The organism is Kitasatospora phosalacinea, from assembly GCF_030268885.1.
Taxonomy (GTDB): Bacteria; Actinomycetota; Actinomycetes; order Streptomycetales; family Streptomycetaceae; genus Kitasatospora; species Kitasatospora phosalacinea_C.
The window spans coordinates 19598-38474 of record NZ_BSSA01000034.1 but is presented as its reverse complement, the minus strand read 5'-3'; the positions used below and the strand labels follow the sequence as shown (position 1 = coordinate 38474).

The window sequence follows — 18877 nt, the reverse complement described above, 5'->3', positions numbered from 1 at the left end:
ACACAGACCGGCCGTCCTCAGCGCCCTACCCCCCCGGGGCCCGGACGGCCGTGACGGGCCCGCACTTCTCCCCCCCTGGTGCGGGCCCGTCCCCATGCCCGCACGCAGCGTGAAGGGGACGACCGGCGGGTTCCGAGCTGCCCCTCCGATGCCTCAGACTGGTTCCCCGTGAGTGACATCCCGCTGAACCGCCGCCCGATATCCCGCGTCATCCTGCTGTCGGGCCCCTCGGGGTCGGGGAAGTCCTCGCTGGCCGAGCGCAGCGGACTGCCGGTGCTGCAGCTGGACGACTTCTACAAGGACGGCGACGACCCGACGCTGCCGCAGCTGCCGGAGGGGGGCGGCCCGGACTGGGACTCGCCGCTGTCCTGGCACGCGGACCAGGCGCTGGCGGCGATCCGGTCGCTGGCCTTCGAGGGGTGGGCCGAGGTGCCGGTGTACTCGATCCCGGACAACGGGCGCTCGGGCAGCCGGGTGCTGCTGCTGGACGGCGCGGCGGGCTTCGTCGCGGAGGGCATCTTCGCCGCCGAGCTGGTGCGCCGCTGCCGGGCCGAGGGGCTGCTGGGCGACGCGCTGTGCCTGCGCAACAAGCCGTCCACCACGGCCTGGCGGCGCTTCCGCCGGGACGTCCGGGAGGGCCGCAAGTCGGTGCCGTACCTGGTGCGCCGGGGGGTGCGGCTGATGCGGGCCGAACGGGGTATCGTCGCCCGGCAGGTCGAACTGGGCTCGTACGCCTGCTCAGGGGTGGAGGCGGGGCGGCGGATCGCCGCGGTGGCCCGCCAGCTGCCCGCCGAACTGGTCTGAGAGGGGCGCGGGGCGTTGGGTGAGCGCTGGTTGGTGGCGGGGCTGGGCAATCCGACCCGCCGGTACGCGGGGACGCGGCACAACGCGGGCTTCCTGGTCGCCGACCGGCTGGCCGAGCGGCACGGCGCCCGCTGGCGCGGCCTGACCACCCGCACCGCCTCGTTCGAGCTGGACGGCCGCACGGTGCTGCTGGCCGAGCCGCAGTGGTCGATCAACCTGTCGGGGCGCCCGGTGGCCGCCCTGCTGCGCCGGCACGGGGTGCCGGTGGAACGGCTGCTGGTGGTGCAGGACGACCTGGACTTCCCGTTCGGCGCGGCCCGGTTGAAGCGCGGCGGCGGCCCGGGCGGCCACAACGGCGCCCGCTCGGTGCACGCGGCGCTGGGCACCGCGGACTACGCCCGGCTGCGGGTGGGCGTGGGGCGCCCGGCGAAGGGCGTGAAGGTCAGCGACTTCGTGGTGGAGCGCTTCTCGGAGGAGGAGCGGCAGCGGATGCCGGAACTGCTGGAGCGCTGCGCGGACGCCGTGGAGGCGTTCGTGCTGCGCGGCCTGAACCGCGCTCAGGACGTGCTGCACACCGCCGACGCGCACTGAGCCCGCGCGCCGGGCCCGCGCACGACGGAAGGGCGGGGCCCCGGTGCCGTTCCCCCCGCACCGGGGCCCCGCCCTCGCGTCCGGGCCCGGGACTCCCCCCGCGGCCGTCTCCCCCGAGTCGGCCGTCGCGTCCCGTGCCCTGTCCCCCCTCTTCCCCCCACCGCCCGTCCCCCGACGGGAGTCCTGTCCGCCTCAGGCGACCAGCTCGCCGAAGGCGTGCACGGTGTCGCCGGAGCGGTTGAGCTGCTCGTCCTCGCGCATCCGGCGCAGCGCGCGCCAGATGGAGCTCTTCACGGTGCCGACGCTGATGCCGAGGATGTCGGCGATCTCCGGGTCGGTCCGGCCCTCGTAGTAGCGCAGCACGAGCATGGTGCGCTGGTTCTCGGGCAGCTTGGCCAGCGCCTGCCAGAGCACGGCGCGCAGCTCGGTGCCGCCCATCGCGTCGGTGTCGCCGGCCTGCTCGGGGAGCTCCTCGGTCGGGTACTCGTTGACCTTGCGGCGGCGCCAGGCGGAGATGTGCAGGTTGGTCATGGTGCGGCGGAGGTACCCGCCGACGGCGGCCTTGTCGGTGATCCGGCCCCAGGCGCGGTAGGTGGAGAAGAGGGCGCTCTGCAGCAGGTCCTCGGCCTCGTACCGGTCGCCGGTCAGGTGGTAGGCGGTGGCGTACAGGGAGGCGCGGCGCTCGCGCACGTACGCGGTGAACTCGGCGATGTCGCGCGCCTCGTCCGTCGCGGCGGCCGGGTGCTCCCCCTGCGCGCCTCCCTGGTCGGCCTGCTCACCCCGGAAGGTCTGCGGCGCGAGCCGCAGCGTCCGTCCCGCGACCGGGTTCCCCGTCCGGCCGTGGGTGGTGTCCCCGCTCCTGGTCCCCACGACCGGGCGGCGGGTCCCGGCGTTGTGCGCGCACCCCCGTACGAGCACGGTGCCGGAGTTCTCCTCCTCGTGACGCGGCCGGTTGGTGCCGAGGACGGCGGAACGCGGCCCGGCGTTTCGGGTCGTCAGCGTTGCGGTCATCGGGCACCCCCATGGTCGGTACGAGCGGTTCCTCGCCGCGGCGGCTCCGGCGGTGTTCCGGGGGCCTCTCGCGGCGACAGGGAAAATCCTGCCGTCCGCGCGTCATGGCGGTGTCCGTCGACTGTCACAGGGCTGTCACAGCAGCGACCGTTCCGGGGCGTTCGGGTGCTCCCCGGTTGCGGACGCCGGAGCAGCGCCCTCCGGTTCCCGGTGCCCCGGAGGTCACCCGGGTGGGTGCTTCCGGTGGCCGGGTGGGACACAATGACCCCCGTGTCTTTCCTGCTTCTGATCGAGGACGACGACGCCATTCGCACCGGCCTCGAACTCGCCCTCACCCGCCAGGGTCACCGGGTGGCCGCCGCCGCGTCCGGCGAGGAGGGCCTGCGCCTGTTCAAGGAGCAGCGCCCCGACCTGATCGTGCTGGACGTGATGCTGCCCGGCATCGACGGCTTCGAGGTGTGCCGCCGCATCCGGCGCACCGACCAGTTGCCGATCATCCTGCTGACCGCCCGCTCCGACGACATCGACGTGGTGGTGGGCCTGGAGTCCGGCGCCGACGACTACGTGGTCAAGCCGGTGCAGCCGCGGGTGCTGGACGCCCGGATCCGGGCGGTGCTGCGCCGCGGCGAGCGGGAGAGCTCGGACTCGGCGGCGTACGGCGGCCTGGTGATCGACCGTTCGGCGATGACCGTCACCAAGGACGGGCAGGACCTGCAGCTGACCCCGACAGAGCTGCGGCTGCTGCTGGAGCTCAGCCGCCGCCCCGGCCAGGCGCTGTCCCGCCAGCAGCTGCTGCGGCTGGTGTGGGAGCACGACTACCTGGGCGACTCCCGGCTGGTGGACGCCTGCGTCCAGCGGCTGCGGGCGAAGGTCGAGGACGTGCCCTCCGCACCGACCCTGATCCGCACCGTCCGGGGTGTCGGGTACCGTCTCGACCCGCCCGTGTGACCCCTCCCCTCCGAGCAGTGAGAGTTTTTTGACCGACCTCCAGACCGCGCCGCGCCGGGCCCGTTCGGCGTCCTGGCGACGGCTCAGTTCGCTGCGGGTCCGGCTGATCGCGGTGTTCGCCGCGGTCGCGCTGGTGACCGCCGTCTCCGCGTCCGGCATCGCCTACTGGCTGAACCGCGACGCGGTGCTCAAGCGCGCCCAGGACACCGCCCTGAACGACTTCCGGGGGTCGCTGACCCGGAACGTCTCGCAACTGCCGCTGCAGCCCACCTGCCAGGACCTGACCGCGCTGGCGACCCAGGTGGCCAGCTCCGGGCTGGCCTACGACGTGGTGGTGGTCGACGACTCGGTGCCCGGCTGCACCGCCTCCTCCGACCCGATCGCGTTCACCGTCCGCCAGGTGCCCGCGGCCCTGCTCACCGCGGTGAACAAGCCGCGCGAGACCGGCCCCGGCAACCCGTACGAGTACCACCTGTACTGGCAGCGGGTGAACCTCGCCGGGCCGTACGTGGTCGGCGGGACGAAGGTGGTGCCGGGCGGCCCGACCGCGTACGTGTTCAAGTCGCTGCAGAACGAGCGCGCCGACCTGAACACCCTCGGCTGGTCGCTGGCCATCGCCACCCTGCTGGCCCTGGTCGGCTCGGCGCTGCTGGCCCAGGCCGCCTCGGCGACCGTGCTGCGGCCGGTGCGACGCCTCGGGGACGCCGCCCGGCGGCTCGGCGAGGGCGAGCTCGACACCCGGCTCGACGTCGAGGGCAACGACGAACTCGCCGACCTGGCAAGGACGTTCAACCGCACCGCGGAGTCGCTGTCGGAGCAGGTCGCGGAGCTGAGCGCACGCGAGGCGCAGTCCCGGCGCTTCGTCGCCGACATGTCGCACGAACTGCGCACCCCGCTGACCGCGATGACCGCCGTCACCGACATCCTGGAGGACGAGGCCGACCTCCTCGACCCGATGATCGAACCGGCCGTGCGGCTCGTGGTCTCCGAGACCCGGCGGCTCTCCGACCTGGTGGAGAACCTGATGGAGGTCACCCGCTTCGACGCGGGCACCGCCAAGCTGGTCGCCGACGAGGTCGACATGGCCGACCTGATCATGTCCTGCATCGACGGCCGCGCCTGGTACGACGCCGTCGAACTCGACGCCCCGCGCGGCATCCTGGCCGTGGTCGACCCCCGCCGGCTGGACGTGGTCCTCGCCAACCTGATCGGCAACGCGCTCAAGCACGGCGGCTCCCCGGTCAGGGTGAAGGTCCGTCAGGACGACGAGGCGCACACCGTCGTCGTCTCGGTCTCCGACGGCGGCCCCGGCATCCCGGAGGACGTGCTGCCGCACGTCTTCGACCGCTTCTACAAGGCCGACAAGGGCCGGGCCCGCTCCGAGGGCAGCGGCCTGGGCCTGTCCATCGCCGAGGCGAACGCCCGCATCCACGGCGGCGCCATCACCGCCGCCAACAACCCGGACGGCGTCGGCGCGGTCTTCACCCTGACCCTCCCGCTCACCCAACCGCCCGCCCCCGGCCCGGAGGAGGCCCGATGAGCGCCCGCCCGAGCACCCGCCGGTTCCGCCCCCTGGCCCTGCTGGCCGGCGGCCTGCTCGCCCCCGCCCTGCTGACCGGCTGCGGCATCCGCCCCACCGAGGTCCCGGTCGACGCCGGGGCCCCGGCCAGCCGTACCGCCTGCCCCAGCGAGCTCCTCGCCCCCAGGGCCCCGGGCACCCCCGCCCCCGCCGCGACCCCGGGCGCCGCCCCCACCAGGCCCCCGGCCCCCACCGCCGCTGCCTCCGTCTCCGCCTCCCCGGCCGAGGCCTTCGTCGCCCCCTCCCCGGCCCCGGACCACTGCACCTGAGCCCCGGACCCGGGCCCCGGTTCCGCCCACCCGGGCGGGGCCCGGGAACCGCTCCGGACGGAAGCTGCGTCCCCGGCAGTGTGCACACCACCGCACCGAGCGACCACGCCACCGCCGACCGCACGGCCTCCCGTCCGACGGACGGGCGGGCGGTGCCGTACCGGTGGCGGGCGGCGTCCCGGGTGCTGCTGGGCCTCCAACTGCTGCTGCTCGGCTGGCTGAGCCTGCGCCCGGTGCCCGCCGCCTGGACCAGCCCGCCCAATCTCACCCCGTTCGCCTCGGTGCACCAGGCGCTGTCCCTCGGCGGTGCGACCGCCCTGCGGCAACTGGCCTCGGGGCTGCTGCCGCTGGCCCCGATCGGGGTGCTGCTGCCGCTGGCGGTGGGCTCGCCGTCGCGCTCCTGGCTGCCGTCCTTCCTGCGCACCACCGCCGCGGCCGCGCTGCTCGGCACCGCACTGGAGATCCTGGAGGGCTGGGCGCCCGGCCACGTCCTGGACGTGGACGACATCCTGCTCGGCACCGCGGGCGCCGCGCTGGCCCACCTGCTGCTGGTCCCGCCGCTGCGCGCCCTGGAACGGCACCGGACGACCCCCGCCACCGCCCCGGCCCCGACTGCGGCTGCGGCCCCGGCTGCGGCTGCGGGGCGCACCGAGGGCCGGGAGGGCCCGCGTCCGCGCCCCGTCCCGGCCCCCGCACTGTCGGTGCTCGGCTCGACGGCCGCGCCGCGCGGCTGAGCGGTCAGCTCTCGGCGCCCCCGAACGACCCCGGGGCGACGACCCGGCCGGCCCTCGGCGCGGCCACCTGCACCGGCACGTCGAGGTCGCTCCTCCCGGCCCCCGCCCCGCCGTCCCGCCGGACCGGCCCAAACTCGGGGTGGTCCCGGAGTCGACCCCGAGTCCGGCGTCCCCCCGCCCGGGGAGCGGACCAGGGTCCGGATCGGCTTCGCGGCGGACGCGAAGCCGCAGGTCACGACGGGAGGATGGAGACATCACCCGGGCGGACCGACCGCACCGGGCCCACTCCTCGGAGGAGACGATGAGCAGCCTCGCCCGTCCCCGTCACAACCGCGTCATCGCCGGCGTCTGCGCCGGCCTCGCCCAGCGCTTCGGCCTCACCCCGTGGACGGTCCGCGCCATCTTCCTGGTGTCCTGCCTGCTGCCCGGCCCGCAGTGCCTGATCTACCTGGCGCTGTGGCTGCTGCTCCCGCAGGAGCCGTGAGCCGCCGCCCGTAGCATGGGGCGCCCCGCCCCGAGGAGGCCCGTCCCGATGACCGCCGACCACGTCCTGCGTGCGCTGTGCACGGCCGTCGCCACCCTGGAGGACGCCGTCGGCGCCCCGGACGGCCTGAAGCCCCGGATCGCGCTGAAGACCCTGGAGCAGATCGGCGACACCCTGGACGGGATGGACGCCGCCGAACGACGGGAGTTCGCCGGGGCGTTGGAGCGCGTCGCCGCGGGCGAGCACCCCGAGCTGCGGGAGTGGACCCGCAGCCTGCCGGACCGGTTCGGTCTGCGGCTCTGCCCCCCCGCGGTTCCGGCCCCCGCCCCCGGGCACGCCGGAGGGGCCGCTCCCGCACGCGGGAACGGCCCCTCCGGCACGCCTACCGCCGGGTCAGCCGCCCAGGCCCGGCAGGCTGGGCAGGCCCGGGGCGCCGCCGCCGGTCGGGGAGAGGCTGGTCAGGGTGCCGACCACGCCGCCGACCGGGGTCCTGGACAGGCCCTGGCCGCCGGGGACGGACTCCAGTCCGCCGACCCGGTTGGCCGCGGCGGGGGCGCCCTGCTCCTGGTCCACGCCGCCCGGGCCGGTCTGCTCGGCGACCGGCGGGGCCTGCTCCTCGGCGGGGGCGGCGGCCGGGGCACCGGCGGCCGGGTTGAGGGTGCCGGTCACGGTGCCGAGCTGGTCGCCGCCGGGGAGCTTGCTCACCGCACCGGTGGCCGCGCCGGTCACACCGGGGTTGGTGAGCGCGCTGGTCGGCAGTCCGAGGCCGCCGGGAGCGACCGGCGCGGCGGCGGCGGAGCCCGCGGCGACCGCGGCGAAGGCGACGCCGAGCGCGGCGGTACCGGCGGCCTTGAGAGTGGCCTGCTTCATGTGTGCGTCCTCAGTCCTGGTCGGGCCGGTGCACCGGCGGACGCCCGAGGGGTCGGGGACGTCGCCGTCACACCGAGTCAGCAGTGACCGGCCCACCGTAGTGAGCGGACCGCGCACCCTCCAAAGCCCGACCACTCCGGAGAGTGATAAGTCCGACCATCACCGTGGACGCCGCGACCGCGCCGGCCTACTGGTCGCACGGGCCGAACAGCCACTCCGCCTTCAGCTCGGCGTACCCCGGCTTGATCACGTCGTTGATCATCGCCAGCCGCTCGTCGAACGGCAGGAACGCCGACTTCATGGCGTTGACGGTGAACCACTCCAGGTCCCCCAGGGTGTAGCCGAACGCCTCCACCAGGTGCGCGAACTCGCGGCTCATCGAGGTGCCGCTCATCAGCCGGTTGTCGGTGTTGACGGTGACCCGGAACTTCAGCCGGGCCAGCAGCCCGAGCGGGTGCTCCGCGTACGAGGCCGCCGCGCCGGTCTGCAGGTTCGAGGTCGGGCACATCTCCAGCGGGATCCGCTTGTCCCGCACGTACGCGGCCAGCCGGCCCAGCTCGACCCGGCCGTCCGCACCGACGGTGATGTCGTCCACGATCCGCACGCCGTGGCCGAGCCGGTCCGCGCCGCAGCACTGCAGCGCCTCCCAGATCGACGGCAGGCCGAAGGCCTCGCCCGCGTGGATGGTGAAGTGGTTGTTCTCGCCCTTGAGGTAGTCGAACGCGGCCTGGTGCCGGGTCGGCGGGTGGCCCGCCTCGGCGCCCGCGATGTCGAACCCGACCACGCCGCGGTCCCGGTGCCGGTTCGCCAGCTCGGCGATCTCCTGCGAACGGGCGGCGTGCCGCATCGCGGTCAGCAGCGTCCCGACCCGGATCCGGTGCCCGCGCGCCCGGGCGTTCGCCTCGCCCAGCCGGAAGCCCTCGTTGACGGCCTCCACCACCTCGTCCAGGCTCAGCCCGCCCTCCAGGTGCTGCTCCGGCGCGTACCGCACCTCGGCGTACACCACCCCGTCGGCGGCCAGGTCCTCGGCGCAGTCCGCCGCGACCCGCACCAGCGCCGCCCGGGTCTGCATCACCGCGCAGGTGTGCGCGAAGGTCTCCAGGTACCGCTCCAGCGAACCGGAGTCGGCCGCCTCCCGGAACCACTGCCCGAGCTCCTTCGGGTCGGTGGTCGGCAGGCCCTCGTAGCCGCAGTCGGCGGCGAGCTCGACGACCGTCTCCGGCCGCAGTCCACCGTCCAGGTGGTCGTGCAGCAGCACCTTCGGGGCCCGGGCGATCTGGTCGGACGTGGGAACGCGCGGGGCCGTGGTGCCCGCGATCGCAGTGATCTGCTTCTCCATTGCCGGAGCATAGCCCCTACGCGCGTAGATTGCCTACCACCACGCCGAACTCGACCGCTCCCCGGCGCAGCGGAGGCCCTCAGTCGTGCGCCAGGATGCTCCCCCGCCGCGAGAGCACGAAGTCGCGGAAGGCCGCCGCCGGCGGCGTGAGCGGGCGGGTGGCGTGCCAGGCGAGGCCGATCGCGCGGCGGGTGCGGGGCGCGGTGACCTCCAGTTCGACGACGCCGGGGCGGGGGACGAGCGCGGGCGGCAGCAGGGAGACGCCGAGGCCCGCGGCGACCAGGCCGCGCAGGGTCTCGACCTCCTCGCCCTCGAAGGCGATCCGCGGGGCGAACCCGGCCTCGGCGCAGAAGCCCTCCATGATGTGCCGCAGCCCGTACCCCTCCTCGACGGTCACCCAGCTCTCGTCGGCGACCTCGGCGAGCCGGATCCGGCGGCGCGCCGCGAGGCGGTGCTCGGCGGGGACGGCCAGGAACAGCCGCTGCTCGTCGAGCGGGCGGGCGGCCAGGTCGGGCGCGTCGGGGAGCGGGGAGACCAGGCAGAGGTCGAGCTCGCCGGCGCGCAGGCGCTCCAGCATCGCGGCGCCGTAGTCCTGGACGAGCTGGAAGCGCACCCGGGGGTGGCCGGCGCGGAAGCCGCGCAGCAGGGCGGGCACCGCGTCGCTGCCCATGGTGTGCAGGAAGCCGAAGGCGACCCGGCCGCCCGCCGGATCGGCCTCAGCGCGGGCGGCCTCGACACCGCGCTCGACCTCGGCGAGGGCGCGTTCGACGGCGTCCAGCAGGATCCGGCCGGCCCGGGTGAGCCGGACGGTGCGGCCCTGGCGGGCGAGCAGGTCGACGCCGAGCTCGGCCTCCAGCCGGGCGACGGCGCGCGAGAGGGTGGGCTGCGGCATGCCGAGCAGCTGGGCGGCCCGGGTGACGTGCTCCAGCCGGGCGACGGCCGCGAACTCGGCCAACTGCGGTGCGAGGAGCGTCACATCGGCGTCGGGGCCAAGTTCGGCGAGCCGGACGGGGGCGGAGCTGCTCTCATGCGTCACGGCATCGATTCTCGCTCATTGATGCATTGGACGCATCAGGCCGCCCGGTCCTAGCGTCGACACCATGCAGCCCGCCAGTACCGAGGCGTCCGCGCCCGCCCCCGTCAGCACTCCCTCCGACCTGCGCCTGCGCCCCGGCAGCCGGGACTTCCGCCGCGCCAACCTCGCCCTGTTCGCGGCGGGCGTGGCCACCTTCGTCCTGCTGTACTCCACCCAGGGCCTGCTGCCGATCCTCTCCGCCGACCTCGGCCTGACGCCCGGTCAGGCCAGTTGGACGGCCTCGGCCGCCACCCTCGGCCTCGCCCTCGCCCTGCTCCCGGCCAGCGCCCTGTCCGACCGCTACGGGCGCACCGCGGTGATGACGGCGTCCACCCTGGCCGCCGCGCTGCTCGCGGTGGCCCTGCCGTTCGCCCCGGACCTCACCACGCTGGTGGTGCTGCGCGCCCTCCAGGGCGCGGCCCTGGCCGGGCTGCCCGCCACCGCGATGGCCTACCTCGCCGAGGAGGTGCACCCGACGGCGCTGGCCTCCGCGATGGGGCTGTACGTGGCGGGCAACTCGATCGGCGGGATGGGCGGACGGCTGGTGTCCGGCTGGGCCGCGGCCGCCTGGGGCTGGCGCTGGGGGCTGGTGGTCTCGGCGGCGCTGGCGCTGCTCGCGGCGCTGGCCTTCCGCGCCCTGGTGCCGCGCGCCCGGCACTTCCGCCGCGCCCCGGTGGACGCCCGGGCGCTGGCCGCGACCGTCGCCGGTCACCTGCGCAACCCGCTGCTGCTGCGGCTGTACGCGCTGGGGATGCTGTTCATGGCGGTGTTCGGCGCGGTCTACAACACCGTCGGGTACCGGCTGACCGCCGCGCCCTTCCACCTGCCGCAGTCGGTGGCCGCGTCGATCTTCGTGGTCTACCTGGTCGGCACCGCGTCCTCCGCCTCGGCGGGCCGCCTGACCGCCCGCTGCGGCCGCCGCGGCACCCTCTACCTGGCGATCGCCACCACCACGGCCGGCCTGCTGCTCTCCCTGGCGGGTTCCCTGCTCTGCGCGGTCCTCGGCCTGGTCCTGATCACCGCCGGCTTCTTCGCCGGCCACGCCACCGCCTCCTCCGCCGTCGGCCGCACCGCCACCACCGGCCGCGCCCAGGCCTCCGCGCTCTACCTGATCGCCTACTACCTGGGCAACAGCCTCGGCGGCACCCTGGGCGCCGACGCCTACCACTCCACCGGCTGGTCGGGCACCGCCGCCGTCGCCCTCACCGCCATGGCCTGCGCGGCCGCCGTCACCCTCTACGCCACCCACCGCGCCGTGACGGCCCGCCGCACGGAGACCGCTACCGTCCGGGCATGACCGACGACCACCCGGCACTGCGGGCGATCGCCGACCTGCTGCCCGCGGTGCCGGGCCTGCGGGCCCCGGAGATCGCCGACAGCATGGTCCACCTCGCGCTCGCCCCGGGTCCGCAGCACGACGCCACCGTCGAACTGATCCACCGTCAACTCGTCGCCCGGATCGAGAGCCCCGAACGGGTGTATTCGGACCCGCTCCTGGAAGCCCCGCTCCTGGGCCTGCTGCGCCGCCCCGACCTCGCCGTCCTCCCGGCCCCGGCCGCCCGCCCGCTCCTGGTCGTCGAGGTCGTCTCCCCCCACAGCCCGGAGACCGACCACCACGCCAAGGTCCGCGACTACGCCGCCATGGGCATCCCGCTCTACGTCCTGGTCGACCCCCGCCTGGGCACCGGCGTCATCCACTCCGAACCGGGCTACACCGACCGCAGGAACTTCGTCTTCGGCGACCCGATCACCGTCGGCCCCTGGACCCTCGACACCGGCGTCCTGCGCACCTACTCCGGCTGAGCGGTGCGCAGGACGCCGACGGGCGGTCAGGCGATCCGGTCCAGCACGATCGGCGCCGGGGTGAACGCGGTGCCCGCCGGGGCGACGGTGACGGCGCCCTCCAGGGCCTCCAGGGCGTAGCCGAAGCGCTCGGGGGTGTCGGTGTGCAGGGTGAGCAGCGGCTGGCCGGCGGTGACGTGGTCGCCCGGCTTGGCGTGGAGCTCGACGCCCGCGCCGGCCTGGACCGGGTCCTCCTTGCGGGCGCGCCCGGCGCCGAGGCGCCAGGCGGTGACGCCGACGGCGTAGGCGTCGAGGGCGGTGAGGACGCCGGTGGCGGGGGCGGGGACGACGTGCTGCTCGCGGGCGACCGGGAGGGGGGCGTCGGGGTCGCCGCCCTGGGCGGCGATCATGCGGCGCCAGTGGTCCATGGCGGAGCCGTCGCGCAGGGCGTCGGCCGGGTCCTTGCCGTGGACGCCCGCGGCGGCGAGCATCTCGCGGGCGAGGGCGAGGGTGAGTTCGACGACGTCGGCGGGGCCGCCGCCGGCCAGCACCTCGACGGACTCGCGGACTTCGAGCGCGTTGCCCGCGGTGAGGCCGAGCGGGGTGGACATGTCGGTGAGCAGGGCGACCGTGGCGACGCCGGCGGAGCGGCCCAACCCGACCATGGTGCGGGCGAGTTCGCGGGCGTCGTCGAGGTTCTTCATGAAGGCGCCGGAGCCGACCTTGACGTCCAGGACGAGGGCGCCGGTGCCTTCGGCGATCTTCTTGGACATGATCGAGGAGGCGATCAGCGGGATCGCCTCGACGGTGCCGGTGACGTCGCGCAGGGCGTAGAGCTTCTTGTCGGCGGGGGCGAGCCCGTCCCCGGCGGCGCAGATGACCGCACCGGCGGAGCCCAGGACGGCGAGCATCTCCTCGTTGGAGAGCAGGGCCCGCCAGCCGGGGATCGACTCCAGCTTGTCGAGGGTGCCGCCGGTGTGGCCGAGGCCGCGGCCGGAGAGCTGCGGGACGGCGGCGCCGCAGGCGGCGACCAGCGGGGCGAGCGGGAGGGTGATCTTGTCGCCGACGCCGCCGGTGGAGTGCTTGTCGGCGGTGGGGACGCCGAGCGAGGAGAAGTCCATGCGCTCGCCGGAGCGGATCATCGCGTCGGTCCAGCGGCTGATCTCCCGGGGGGTCATGCCGTTGAGCAGGATGGCCATCGCCAGGGCGGACATCTGCTCGTCGGCGACCTCGCCGCGGGTGTAGGCGTCGATGACCCAGTCGATCTGGGGGTCGGTCAGCTCGCCCCGGTCGCGCTTGGCCCGGATGACGGAGATGGCGTCCATTGCACGTGCTCCAGAAGAGGTGGCGGTGGGAGGGGAAATGCGAAGAGTGCCGCGGGATGTCCTCCCGCGACACTCTACGCGCGTAACCGTCCGAACAGCTACAACTTGTCCGGCCCGAACGCGTCCGGCAGCACCTCGCTCATCGGCCGCACCCCGGAGGGCAGTTCGACCAGCAGCTCGGGCCCGCCGTGCTCGTACAGCAGCTGGCGGCAGCGCCCGCACGGCATCAGCAGCTCGCCGCCGCCGTCCACGCAGGTGAAGGCGACCAGCCGGCCGCCGCCGGAGGCGTGCAGCGCGGAGACCAGGCCGCACTCGGCGCACAGGCCCAGGCCGTACGAGGCGTTCTCCACGTTGCAGCCGACCACCGTGCGGCCGTCCTCGACCAGGGCCGCGGCCCCGACCGGGTACTTGCTGTAGGGCGCGTACGCGTGCCGCATCGCCTCCCGGGCGGCCTCCCGCAGCGCCTCCCAGTCGACCTCCCCGGCCGCGACCGCCGTCACTTGGCCTGCCCCTTGCGGTAGACCTGGCCGTCCGCCTTCGGCATCCGCAGCCGCTGCGAGGCCAGCGCGAGCACCACCAGGGTGATCACGTACGGGGTGGCGACGATCAGCGGGCGCTGCACCTCGTCGGTGCAGGCGTACCAGGTGGCGACGCCGCCCGCGACGACGGTGCTGATCACGCCGGCGGTGAGCTTGCGGCGGTAGAACTGCCAGACGGCCAGCAGCGCCATCGCGATGGCGACCACCAGCAGCAGCACGTGCACCGAGTCGGCGTCGCGCAGCTGGAGGCTGTCGGTGAAGCCGAACAGGCCCGCGCCCGCGGCCAGGCCGCCGGGCATCCAGTTGCCGAAGATCATCGCGGCCAGGCCGATGAAGCCGCGGCCCTGGGTCTGGCCGTCCCGGTAGAAGTGCGCGGCGACCAGCGAGAGGTACGCGCCGCCGAGGCCCGCGAAGGCGCCGGAGGAGATCACCGCGAGGTACTTGTACTTGTAGACGTTGACGCCCAGCGACTCGGCGGCGGTCGGGTTCTCGCCGCAGGAGCGCAGCCGCAGGCCGAACACGGTGCGCCAGAGCAGGAAGTAGCTGGCGACCAGGAACGCGGCGGCGATCAGGGTGACCACCGACAGGTCGGTGACCAGGCCGCGGACGATCCCGGCCACGTCGGAGACCAGGAACCAGTGGTGCTGCTCGACGTCGCCCAGCCAGCCGGACAGGCCGGGGAAGGTGAAGGTGGGCAGCGAGTCCGAGGGCGGCGACTGGTTGGCGCCGGCGCCGTCGGCCACGTAGTCCTTGTAGTAGATCCGGTTGACGTACGCGCAGATGCCGGGGATCAGCAGGTTGATGCCGACGCCGGAGACGATGTGGTCGACGCCGAAGGTGACGGTCACCAGCGCGTGCAGCAGGCCGCCGAGCGCGCCGCCGACCATGCCGGCCAGCAGGCCGACCCACGGGTTGACCAGGAAGCCGCCCCAGGCGCCGCAGAAGGTGCCGGCCACCATCATGCCTTCGAGGCCGATGTTGACCACGCCCGCGCGCTCCGACCACAGACCGCCGAGACCGGCCATCGCGATCGGGACGGCGGAGGCCAGCGCGGCGCTGATCTGGCCGGAGGAGGTCAGGCCGTGGTTGCCGGTGGCGGCGCCGACCGCGGCGAACAGCACCAGGGCGAGCGCGATCAGCAGCAGCACCACCGGCCAGGTGAGCTTGGTCCGCTTCGCGGACGCGACCGGCGACTTGGGCTTGCCGACGACAGCGGTGCTCATGCCGCGACCTCCTTCTGGGCGGCCGCGGCAGCCTGCGCGGCGAGCTCGGCGCCGACCTTCTGCTGCTGGCGCTTGAGGCCGTAGCGGCGCACCAGTTCGTAGGCCACGACGACACAGATGACGATGGTGCCCTGGATCACCGGGATGATCTCGGACGGGTAGTCGCCCCGGGTGGGCAGCTGGGCGCCGGAGGCGTCCAGGAAGGCGAACAGCAGCGCGGAGAACGCGATGCCGATCGGGGTGTTGCGGCCGAGCAGCGCCACCGAGATGCCGATGAAGCCGAGGCCGGTCTGCACGTTCTGCCCGAAGTACGGGGTGTTCTGCATGAGTTCGGGCAGGCCGACCAGGCCGGCCAGCGCGCCGGAGACCACGATCGAGGTGATCACCATGCGCTTGACGTTGACGCCGGAGGCGCTGGCGGCGCTCTCCGAGCGCCCGGTGGCGCGCAGGTCGAAGCCGAACCGGGTGCGGTTCAGGGTGAACTGGAAGGCCACGCCGACCAGCACCGCGATCACGATGAAGCCCCACAGCGTGCCGCCCTGGGTCTCGATCGAGAAGAAGTGGCTGGAGTCGGAGATCTTCTCGGTCTGGATCGAGTTGGTGGTGCCGCCGGTCTTCGGCGCGAAGATGCCGGGCACCAGCAGCACGCCGATCACGGCGGTGGCGATGGCGTTCAGCATGATGGTCGAGATGACCTCGCTGACGCCCCGGTAGACCTTCAGCAGACCGGCGATCGACGCCCACAGGCCGCCGACGCACATCGCGACGACCAGCAGCAGCGGGATCTGCAGGAAGGCCGGCAGGTCGACCTGGCTGCCGACGAACGCGGCGAACATCATGGCCAGCTTGTACTGGCCCTCGATGCCGATGTTGAACAGGTTCATCCGGAACCCGAACGCGGCGGCGGCCGCGGCCAGGTAGTACACGGTGGCCTTGTTCAGCACGGCGACCTGTCCGTCGGACGCGGTGCCGTAGTTCCACATGATGGAGAACGCGTCGAACGGGTCGCGGCCGGAGACCGCCAGCAGGCCGCCGGCGATGATCAGCGACAGCAGCACCGCCAGCACGGGGGCGGCCAGGGCGAGCCCGATCCGCTCCAGGTCGATGCGCTCGCGCAGCGACCGCTTGGCCGCGGGCGCGACCGGGGGGTTGGGACTGGTCATGTGGCTACTCCCCCGCCTGCTCGTCGTCGGCGGTGTCGGTGGACGGGGCGTCGGACGGCGCGTCGTCGGCCGGGGCGGCGTGCGCGGCCTCGGTGCCCTCGGCGGCGACGGCCTGGGCCTCGGCGAGGGCCTCCGGGTCGGACTCGATGTGGCCGGTGGCGGCGCCGGTCATCGCGCTGCCCAGGTCCTCGGCGGTGACGGTGGCCGGGTCGGCGTCGGCGACCAGGCGGCCGCGGTAGATCACCCGGATGGTGTCGGACAGGCCGATCAGCTCGTCCAGGTCGGCGGAGATCAGCAGCACCGCCAGGCCCTCGCGCTGGGCGGAGCGGATCTGCTCCCAGATCTGCGCCTGCGCGCCGACGTCCACGCCGCGGGTGGGGTGGGCGGCGATCAGCAGCTTCGGGGAGTGGCTCATCTCCCGGCCGATGATCAGCTTCTGCTGGTTGCCGCCGGACAGCGAGGCCGCGGTGACCTCGATGCCGGGGGTGCGGACGTCGTACTCCTCGACGATCCGCTGGGTGTCGGCCCGGGCGCCGGCCGGGTCGAGCAGCACGCCCTTGGAGTTGGGCCGCTCGGTGACGTGGCCGAGGATCCGGTTCTCCCACAGCGGGGCTTCCAGCAGCAGGCCGTGCCGGTGGCGGTCCTCGGGGATGTAGCCGATCCCGGCCTCGCGGCGGGCCCGGGTCAGGGTGCCGGTCAGGTCGGTGCCGTCCAGCGTGACGGTGCCCGCGTCCAGCGGGAGCATGCCCATGATGGCCTCGACCAGTTCGGCCTGGCCGTTGCCCTCGACGCCGGCGATGCCGAGGATCTCGCCCTTGCGGATGCGCAGCGACACGTCGTCCAGGACGACGCGCTCGACGCCCTCGGCGTCCGGCTTGGCGATCCGCAGTCCCTCGACCGCGAGCATCTCGGTGTCGGTGACGGTCGACTCGCGGCTCTCCGGGGAGGGCAGTTCGGCGCCGACCATCAGCTCGGCCAGCTGCCGGGCGGTGACCCGGCGCGGGTCGGCGTCGCCGACGGTGGTGCCGCGGCGGATCACGCTGATCGCGTCGGCGACCGACAGCACCTCGTGCAGCTTGTGCGAGATGAAGATGACGGTGACGCCCTCGGCCTTGAGCTCGCGCAGGTTGTCGAACAGCGCGTCGACCTCCTGCGGGACGAGGACCGCGGTCGGCTCGTCCAGGATCAGGATCCGGGCGCCGCGGTAGAGCACCTTGAGGATCTCCACCCGCTGCCGGTCGGCCACGCCCAGGTCCTCGACCAGCGCGTCCGGCTTCACGCCCAGGCCGTACTGGTCGGACAGCTCGCGGATCCTGGCCTTGGCCTTGGCGCCGATGCCGTGCAGGTGCTCGCCGCCCAGGACGATGTTCTCCCAGACGGTGAAGTTGTCGGCCAGCATGAAGTGCTGGTGGACCATGCCGATGCCGCGCGCGATGGCGTCCGCCGGGGTGGAGAACTCCACCTGCTCGCCGTCGATGGCGATGGTGCCCTCGTCCGGCTTCTGCATCCCGTACAGGATCTTCATCAGGGTGGACTTGCCCGCGCCGTTCTCGCCCATCAGCGCGTGCACGGTGCCCCGCTGCACGGTGATGTCGATGTCGTGGTTGGCCACCACGCCGGGGAAGCGCTTGGTGATGCCGCGCAGTTCGACGGCAGGTGTCGCCGTCCCCGCGCGGGGGGTGCCGTCCGTCGGGACGGAGTCGGAGGGGGTGATGGCGATCTCCTGCTGGTCGTCGGGCGCTTCGTCGCGCTGAGGGCTCAGGGGGAAACCCGGGGGGGGGGAGGGGGCGGACCGGTGCGGAACCGGCAGGGGCCCGGACGGACGCGCCTGGGCGCATTCCGTCCGGGCCCCTGCCGTGCGATCTGGTGGAACCGCCGTCGCGCCGCCCGGCGGACGGGCGGCGCGGCGGGCCCGATCGGCCTTACGGAGCGGTCGGGACCTTGGTGGCGCCGCTGGTGATCTGCTGGGTCGCGGCGTCGATCTTGGCCTTGATGTCGTCGATGTAGCCGCCGGTGGTGGCCAGCGACACGCCGCCTTCCTTCAGGTCGAAGTTCTTCACGCCGGTCAGCGCGCTGCCGTCCTTGACCGACTTGATGTAGGTGAAGACGGCGGTGTCCACGTTCTTCACCATGGAGGTGAGGATGTGGTCCTTGTACTTGTCCAGGGCGGGCTGCTTGGCCTGGTCGGAGTCGACGCCGATGGCCCACTTGCCGGCGCCCGCGACGGCCTCGATCGCACCGGAGCCGGAGGAGCCGGCCGCCGAGTAGATGACGTCCGCGCCCTTGTCGAGCTGGCCCTGGGCGGCCTGCTTGCCCTTGCCCGGGTCGGCGAAGCCGGTGAAGTCCGGCGGGGTGGTCAGGTAGGTGACCTCGACCTGGACGTTCGGGTCGACGGACTTGGCGCCCGCGGTGTAGCCGGCCTCGAACTTCTTGATCAGCTCGGACTGCACGCCGCCGATGAAGCCGACGTGCTTGGTCTTCGACTTGTTGGCGGCGGCCACGCCCGCCAGGTAGGAGCCCTGCTCCTCGGAGAAGGTGAGCGAGGTGACGTTCTCCGGCTGGTCGGCCGAGGAGGAGTCGATGATCGCGAACTTGACGTTCGGGTTCTCCTTGGCGACCTTGTTCACCGCGTCCTGGTAGACGAAGCCCACCGCGATGACCGGGTTGAAGCCGCTGGTCACCAGGGACTTGAGGCGCTGCTCCTTGTCGCCCTCGGACTCGCCGGACTTGGCCTCGGCCTCGTTGATGGTCGCGCCCAGCTCGGTCTTGGCCCGGTCCAGGCCGCGCGCGGCGGAGTCGTTGAAGGACTGGTCGCCGCGGCCGCCGATGTCGTAGGCCATGCCGACCTTGAACGACGAGCTGCCGGCACCGGCCGAGGTGGAGTTGTTGTCGGTGCTCTTTGCGCCGCAGGCGGCGAGCGAGGCGATGCCCAGGGAACCCGAGAGCACGACCGCGGCGAGCTTGAGTGAACGGCGCAAGGGAGTTTCTCCTTCTCACACACCCGGTTGGCGTGGTCGAGCGCCACCGTAACGCGCGTAGAACACGGTTGTGTTACGGCCTGCGGAGGCATCCGGGTTGTTATCAAAATGTGGTCGTACGCCCAGGCAAATCCGGACATAGCCGCACACACGGTCAACCCGG

Annotated in this window: 19 protein-coding genes; 9 read left to right on the top strand and 10 right to left on the bottom strand. The window is 73.8% G+C overall.

The window, feature by feature from the left end; all coding sequences use genetic code 11:
• The first annotated feature begins 168 nt into the window (after positions 1-168).
• Positions 169-804, top strand: coding sequence for an ATP-binding protein (locus QSK52_RS33260; protein ID WP_285739961.1), 636 nt, complete (start codon positions 169-171; stop codon positions 802-804).
• Between the two features lie 15 nt (positions 805-819).
• Complete coding sequence (gene pth, locus QSK52_RS33255; RefSeq protein WP_285739960.1) at positions 820-1395, top strand: aminoacyl-tRNA hydrolase; 576 nt, start codon at positions 820-822, stop codon at positions 1393-1395.
• Between the two features lie 192 nt (positions 1396-1587).
• On the opposite strand, the gene QSK52_RS33250 is transcribed toward pth, so the two are convergent.
• On the bottom strand, positions 1588-2394 hold the full coding sequence (locus QSK52_RS33250) for a SigE family RNA polymerase sigma factor (RefSeq protein ID WP_435053427.1): 807 nt from the start codon (positions 2392-2394) through the stop codon (positions 1588-1590).
• A gap of 273 nt (positions 2395-2667) precedes the next feature.
• Here QSK52_RS33250 and QSK52_RS33245 point away from each other — a divergent pair, with 273 nt between their 5' ends.
• The 5 genes from QSK52_RS33245 (at position 2668) to QSK52_RS33225 (ending at position 6420) form a co-directional block, all read left to right on the top strand.
• Positions 2668-3354, top strand: coding sequence for a response regulator (locus tag QSK52_RS33245; protein WP_435053425.1), 687 nt, complete (start codon positions 2668-2670; stop codon positions 3352-3354).
• A gap of 28 nt (positions 3355-3382) precedes the next feature.
• A complete protein-coding gene (locus QSK52_RS33240; RefSeq protein ID WP_285739957.1) occupies positions 3383-4894 on the top strand; it encodes a sensor histidine kinase in 1512 nt (503 codons plus the stop codon).
• Complete coding sequence (locus QSK52_RS33235; protein WP_285739956.1) at positions 4891-5202, top strand: hypothetical protein; 312 nt, start codon at positions 4891-4893, stop codon at positions 5200-5202. The genes QSK52_RS33240 and QSK52_RS33235 overlap by 4 nt, the downstream gene beginning before the upstream one ends.
• Before the next feature lie 80 nt (positions 5203-5282).
• Entirely contained in the window at positions 5283-5936 is a 654-nt protein-coding gene (locus tag QSK52_RS33230) for a VanZ family protein (RefSeq protein WP_285739955.1), read from the top strand.
• Between the two features lie 301 nt (positions 5937-6237).
• Positions 6238-6420, top strand: a complete 183-nt coding sequence (locus QSK52_RS33225) for a PspC domain-containing protein (protein WP_285739954.1) — start codon at positions 6238-6240, stop codon at positions 6418-6420.
• 393 nt (positions 6421-6813) lie between these two features.
• On the opposite strand, the gene QSK52_RS33220 is transcribed toward QSK52_RS33225, so the two are convergent.
• The 3 genes from QSK52_RS33220 to QSK52_RS33210 all read right to left on the bottom strand — a co-directional run bounded on the left by QSK52_RS33220 (position 6814) and on the right by QSK52_RS33210 (position 9665).
• Positions 6814-7290: a hypothetical protein gene (locus QSK52_RS33220; protein ID WP_285739953.1), complete on the bottom strand. Its 477-nt coding sequence runs from the start codon at positions 7288-7290 to the stop codon at positions 6814-6816.
• A 187-nt stretch (positions 7291-7477) separates the two neighbouring features.
• A complete protein-coding gene (locus QSK52_RS33215; protein WP_285739952.1) occupies positions 7478-8629 on the bottom strand; it encodes an adenosine deaminase in 1152 nt (383 codons plus the stop codon).
• A gap of 79 nt (positions 8630-8708) precedes the next feature.
• Positions 8709-9665, bottom strand: a complete 957-nt coding sequence (locus tag QSK52_RS33210) for a LysR family transcriptional regulator (protein WP_285739951.1) — start codon at positions 9663-9665, stop codon at positions 8709-8711.
• A 64-nt stretch (positions 9666-9729) separates the two neighbouring features.
• Between QSK52_RS33210 and QSK52_RS33205 the strand changes: the two genes are divergently transcribed.
• Entirely contained in the window at positions 9730-11001 is a 1272-nt protein-coding gene (locus QSK52_RS33205) for an MFS transporter (protein WP_285739950.1), read from the top strand.
• Entirely contained in the window at positions 10998-11507 is a 510-nt protein-coding gene (locus QSK52_RS33200; RefSeq protein ID WP_285739949.1) for a Uma2 family endonuclease, read from the top strand. Before QSK52_RS33205 ends, QSK52_RS33200 begins: the two co-directional genes overlap by 4 nt.
• A gap of 26 nt (positions 11508-11533) precedes the next feature.
• Here the strand turns inward: QSK52_RS33200 and QSK52_RS33195 are convergent, their stop codons facing one another.
• The 6 genes from QSK52_RS33195 to QSK52_RS33170 all read right to left on the bottom strand — a co-directional run bounded on the left by QSK52_RS33195 (position 11534) and on the right by QSK52_RS33170 (position 18714).
• Complete coding sequence (locus tag QSK52_RS33195; RefSeq protein WP_285739948.1) at positions 11534-12811, bottom strand: thymidine phosphorylase; 1278 nt, start codon at positions 12809-12811, stop codon at positions 11534-11536.
• Positions 12812-12909: 98 nt separating this feature from the next.
• Positions 12910-13311 (bottom strand): cytidine deaminase, encoded by a 402-nt coding sequence (locus tag QSK52_RS33190; RefSeq protein WP_285739947.1) that lies wholly within the window; start codon positions 13309-13311, stop codon positions 12910-12912.
• Positions 13308-14573, bottom strand: a complete 1266-nt coding sequence (locus QSK52_RS33185; RefSeq protein WP_285739946.1) for an ABC transporter permease — start codon at positions 14571-14573, stop codon at positions 13308-13310. The genes QSK52_RS33190 and QSK52_RS33185 overlap by 4 nt, the downstream gene beginning before the upstream one ends.
• On the bottom strand, positions 14570-15736 hold the full coding sequence (locus tag QSK52_RS33180; RefSeq protein WP_285739945.1) for an ABC transporter permease: 1167 nt from the start codon (positions 15734-15736) through the stop codon (positions 14570-14572). The genes QSK52_RS33185 and QSK52_RS33180 overlap by 4 nt, the downstream gene beginning before the upstream one ends.
• Positions 15737-15740: 4 nt before the next feature.
• Positions 15741-17348: an ABC transporter ATP-binding protein gene (locus tag QSK52_RS33175; protein ID WP_285739944.1), complete on the bottom strand. Its 1608-nt coding sequence runs from the start codon at positions 17346-17348 to the stop codon at positions 15741-15743.
• Positions 17349-17658: 310 nt separating this feature from the next.
• On the bottom strand, positions 17659-18714 hold the full coding sequence (locus tag QSK52_RS33170; RefSeq protein ID WP_285739943.1) for a BMP family lipoprotein: 1056 nt from the start codon (positions 18712-18714) through the stop codon (positions 17659-17661).
• Positions 18715-18877 lie beyond the last annotated feature (163 nt).

Coding starts and splice junctions, on each gene's coding strand:
- QSK52_RS33245 (WP_435053425.1), top strand. CDS start 2,668: ATGACCCCCGTGTCTTTCCTGCTTCTGATCGAGGACGACGACGCCATT.
- QSK52_RS33235 (WP_285739956.1), top strand. CDS start 4,891: ATGAGCGCCCGCCCGAGCACCCGCCGGTTCCGCCCCCTGGCCCTGCTG.
- QSK52_RS33180 (WP_285739945.1), bottom strand. CDS start 15,736: ATGACCAGTCCCAACCCCCCGGTCGCGCCCGCGGCCAAGCGGTCGCTG.
- QSK52_RS33225 (WP_285739954.1), top strand. CDS start 6,238: ATGAGCAGCCTCGCCCGTCCCCGTCACAACCGCGTCATCGCCGGCGTC.
- QSK52_RS33200 (WP_285739949.1), top strand. CDS start 10,998: ATGACCGACGACCACCCGGCACTGCGGGCGATCGCCGACCTGCTGCCC.
- QSK52_RS33215 (WP_285739952.1), bottom strand. CDS start 8,629: ATGGAGAAGCAGATCACTGCGATCGCGGGCACCACGGCCCCGCGCGTT.
- QSK52_RS33205 (WP_285739950.1), top strand. CDS start 9,730: ATGCAGCCCGCCAGTACCGAGGCGTCCGCGCCCGCCCCCGTCAGCACT.
- QSK52_RS33220 (WP_285739953.1), bottom strand. CDS start 7,290: ATGAAGCAGGCCACTCTCAAGGCCGCCGGTACCGCCGCGCTCGGCGTC.
- QSK52_RS33195 (WP_285739948.1), bottom strand. CDS start 12,811: ATGGACGCCATCTCCGTCATCCGGGCCAAGCGCGACCGGGGCGAGCTG.
- QSK52_RS33185 (WP_285739946.1), bottom strand. CDS start 14,573: ATGAGCACCGCTGTCGTCGGCAAGCCCAAGTCGCCGGTCGCGTCCGCG.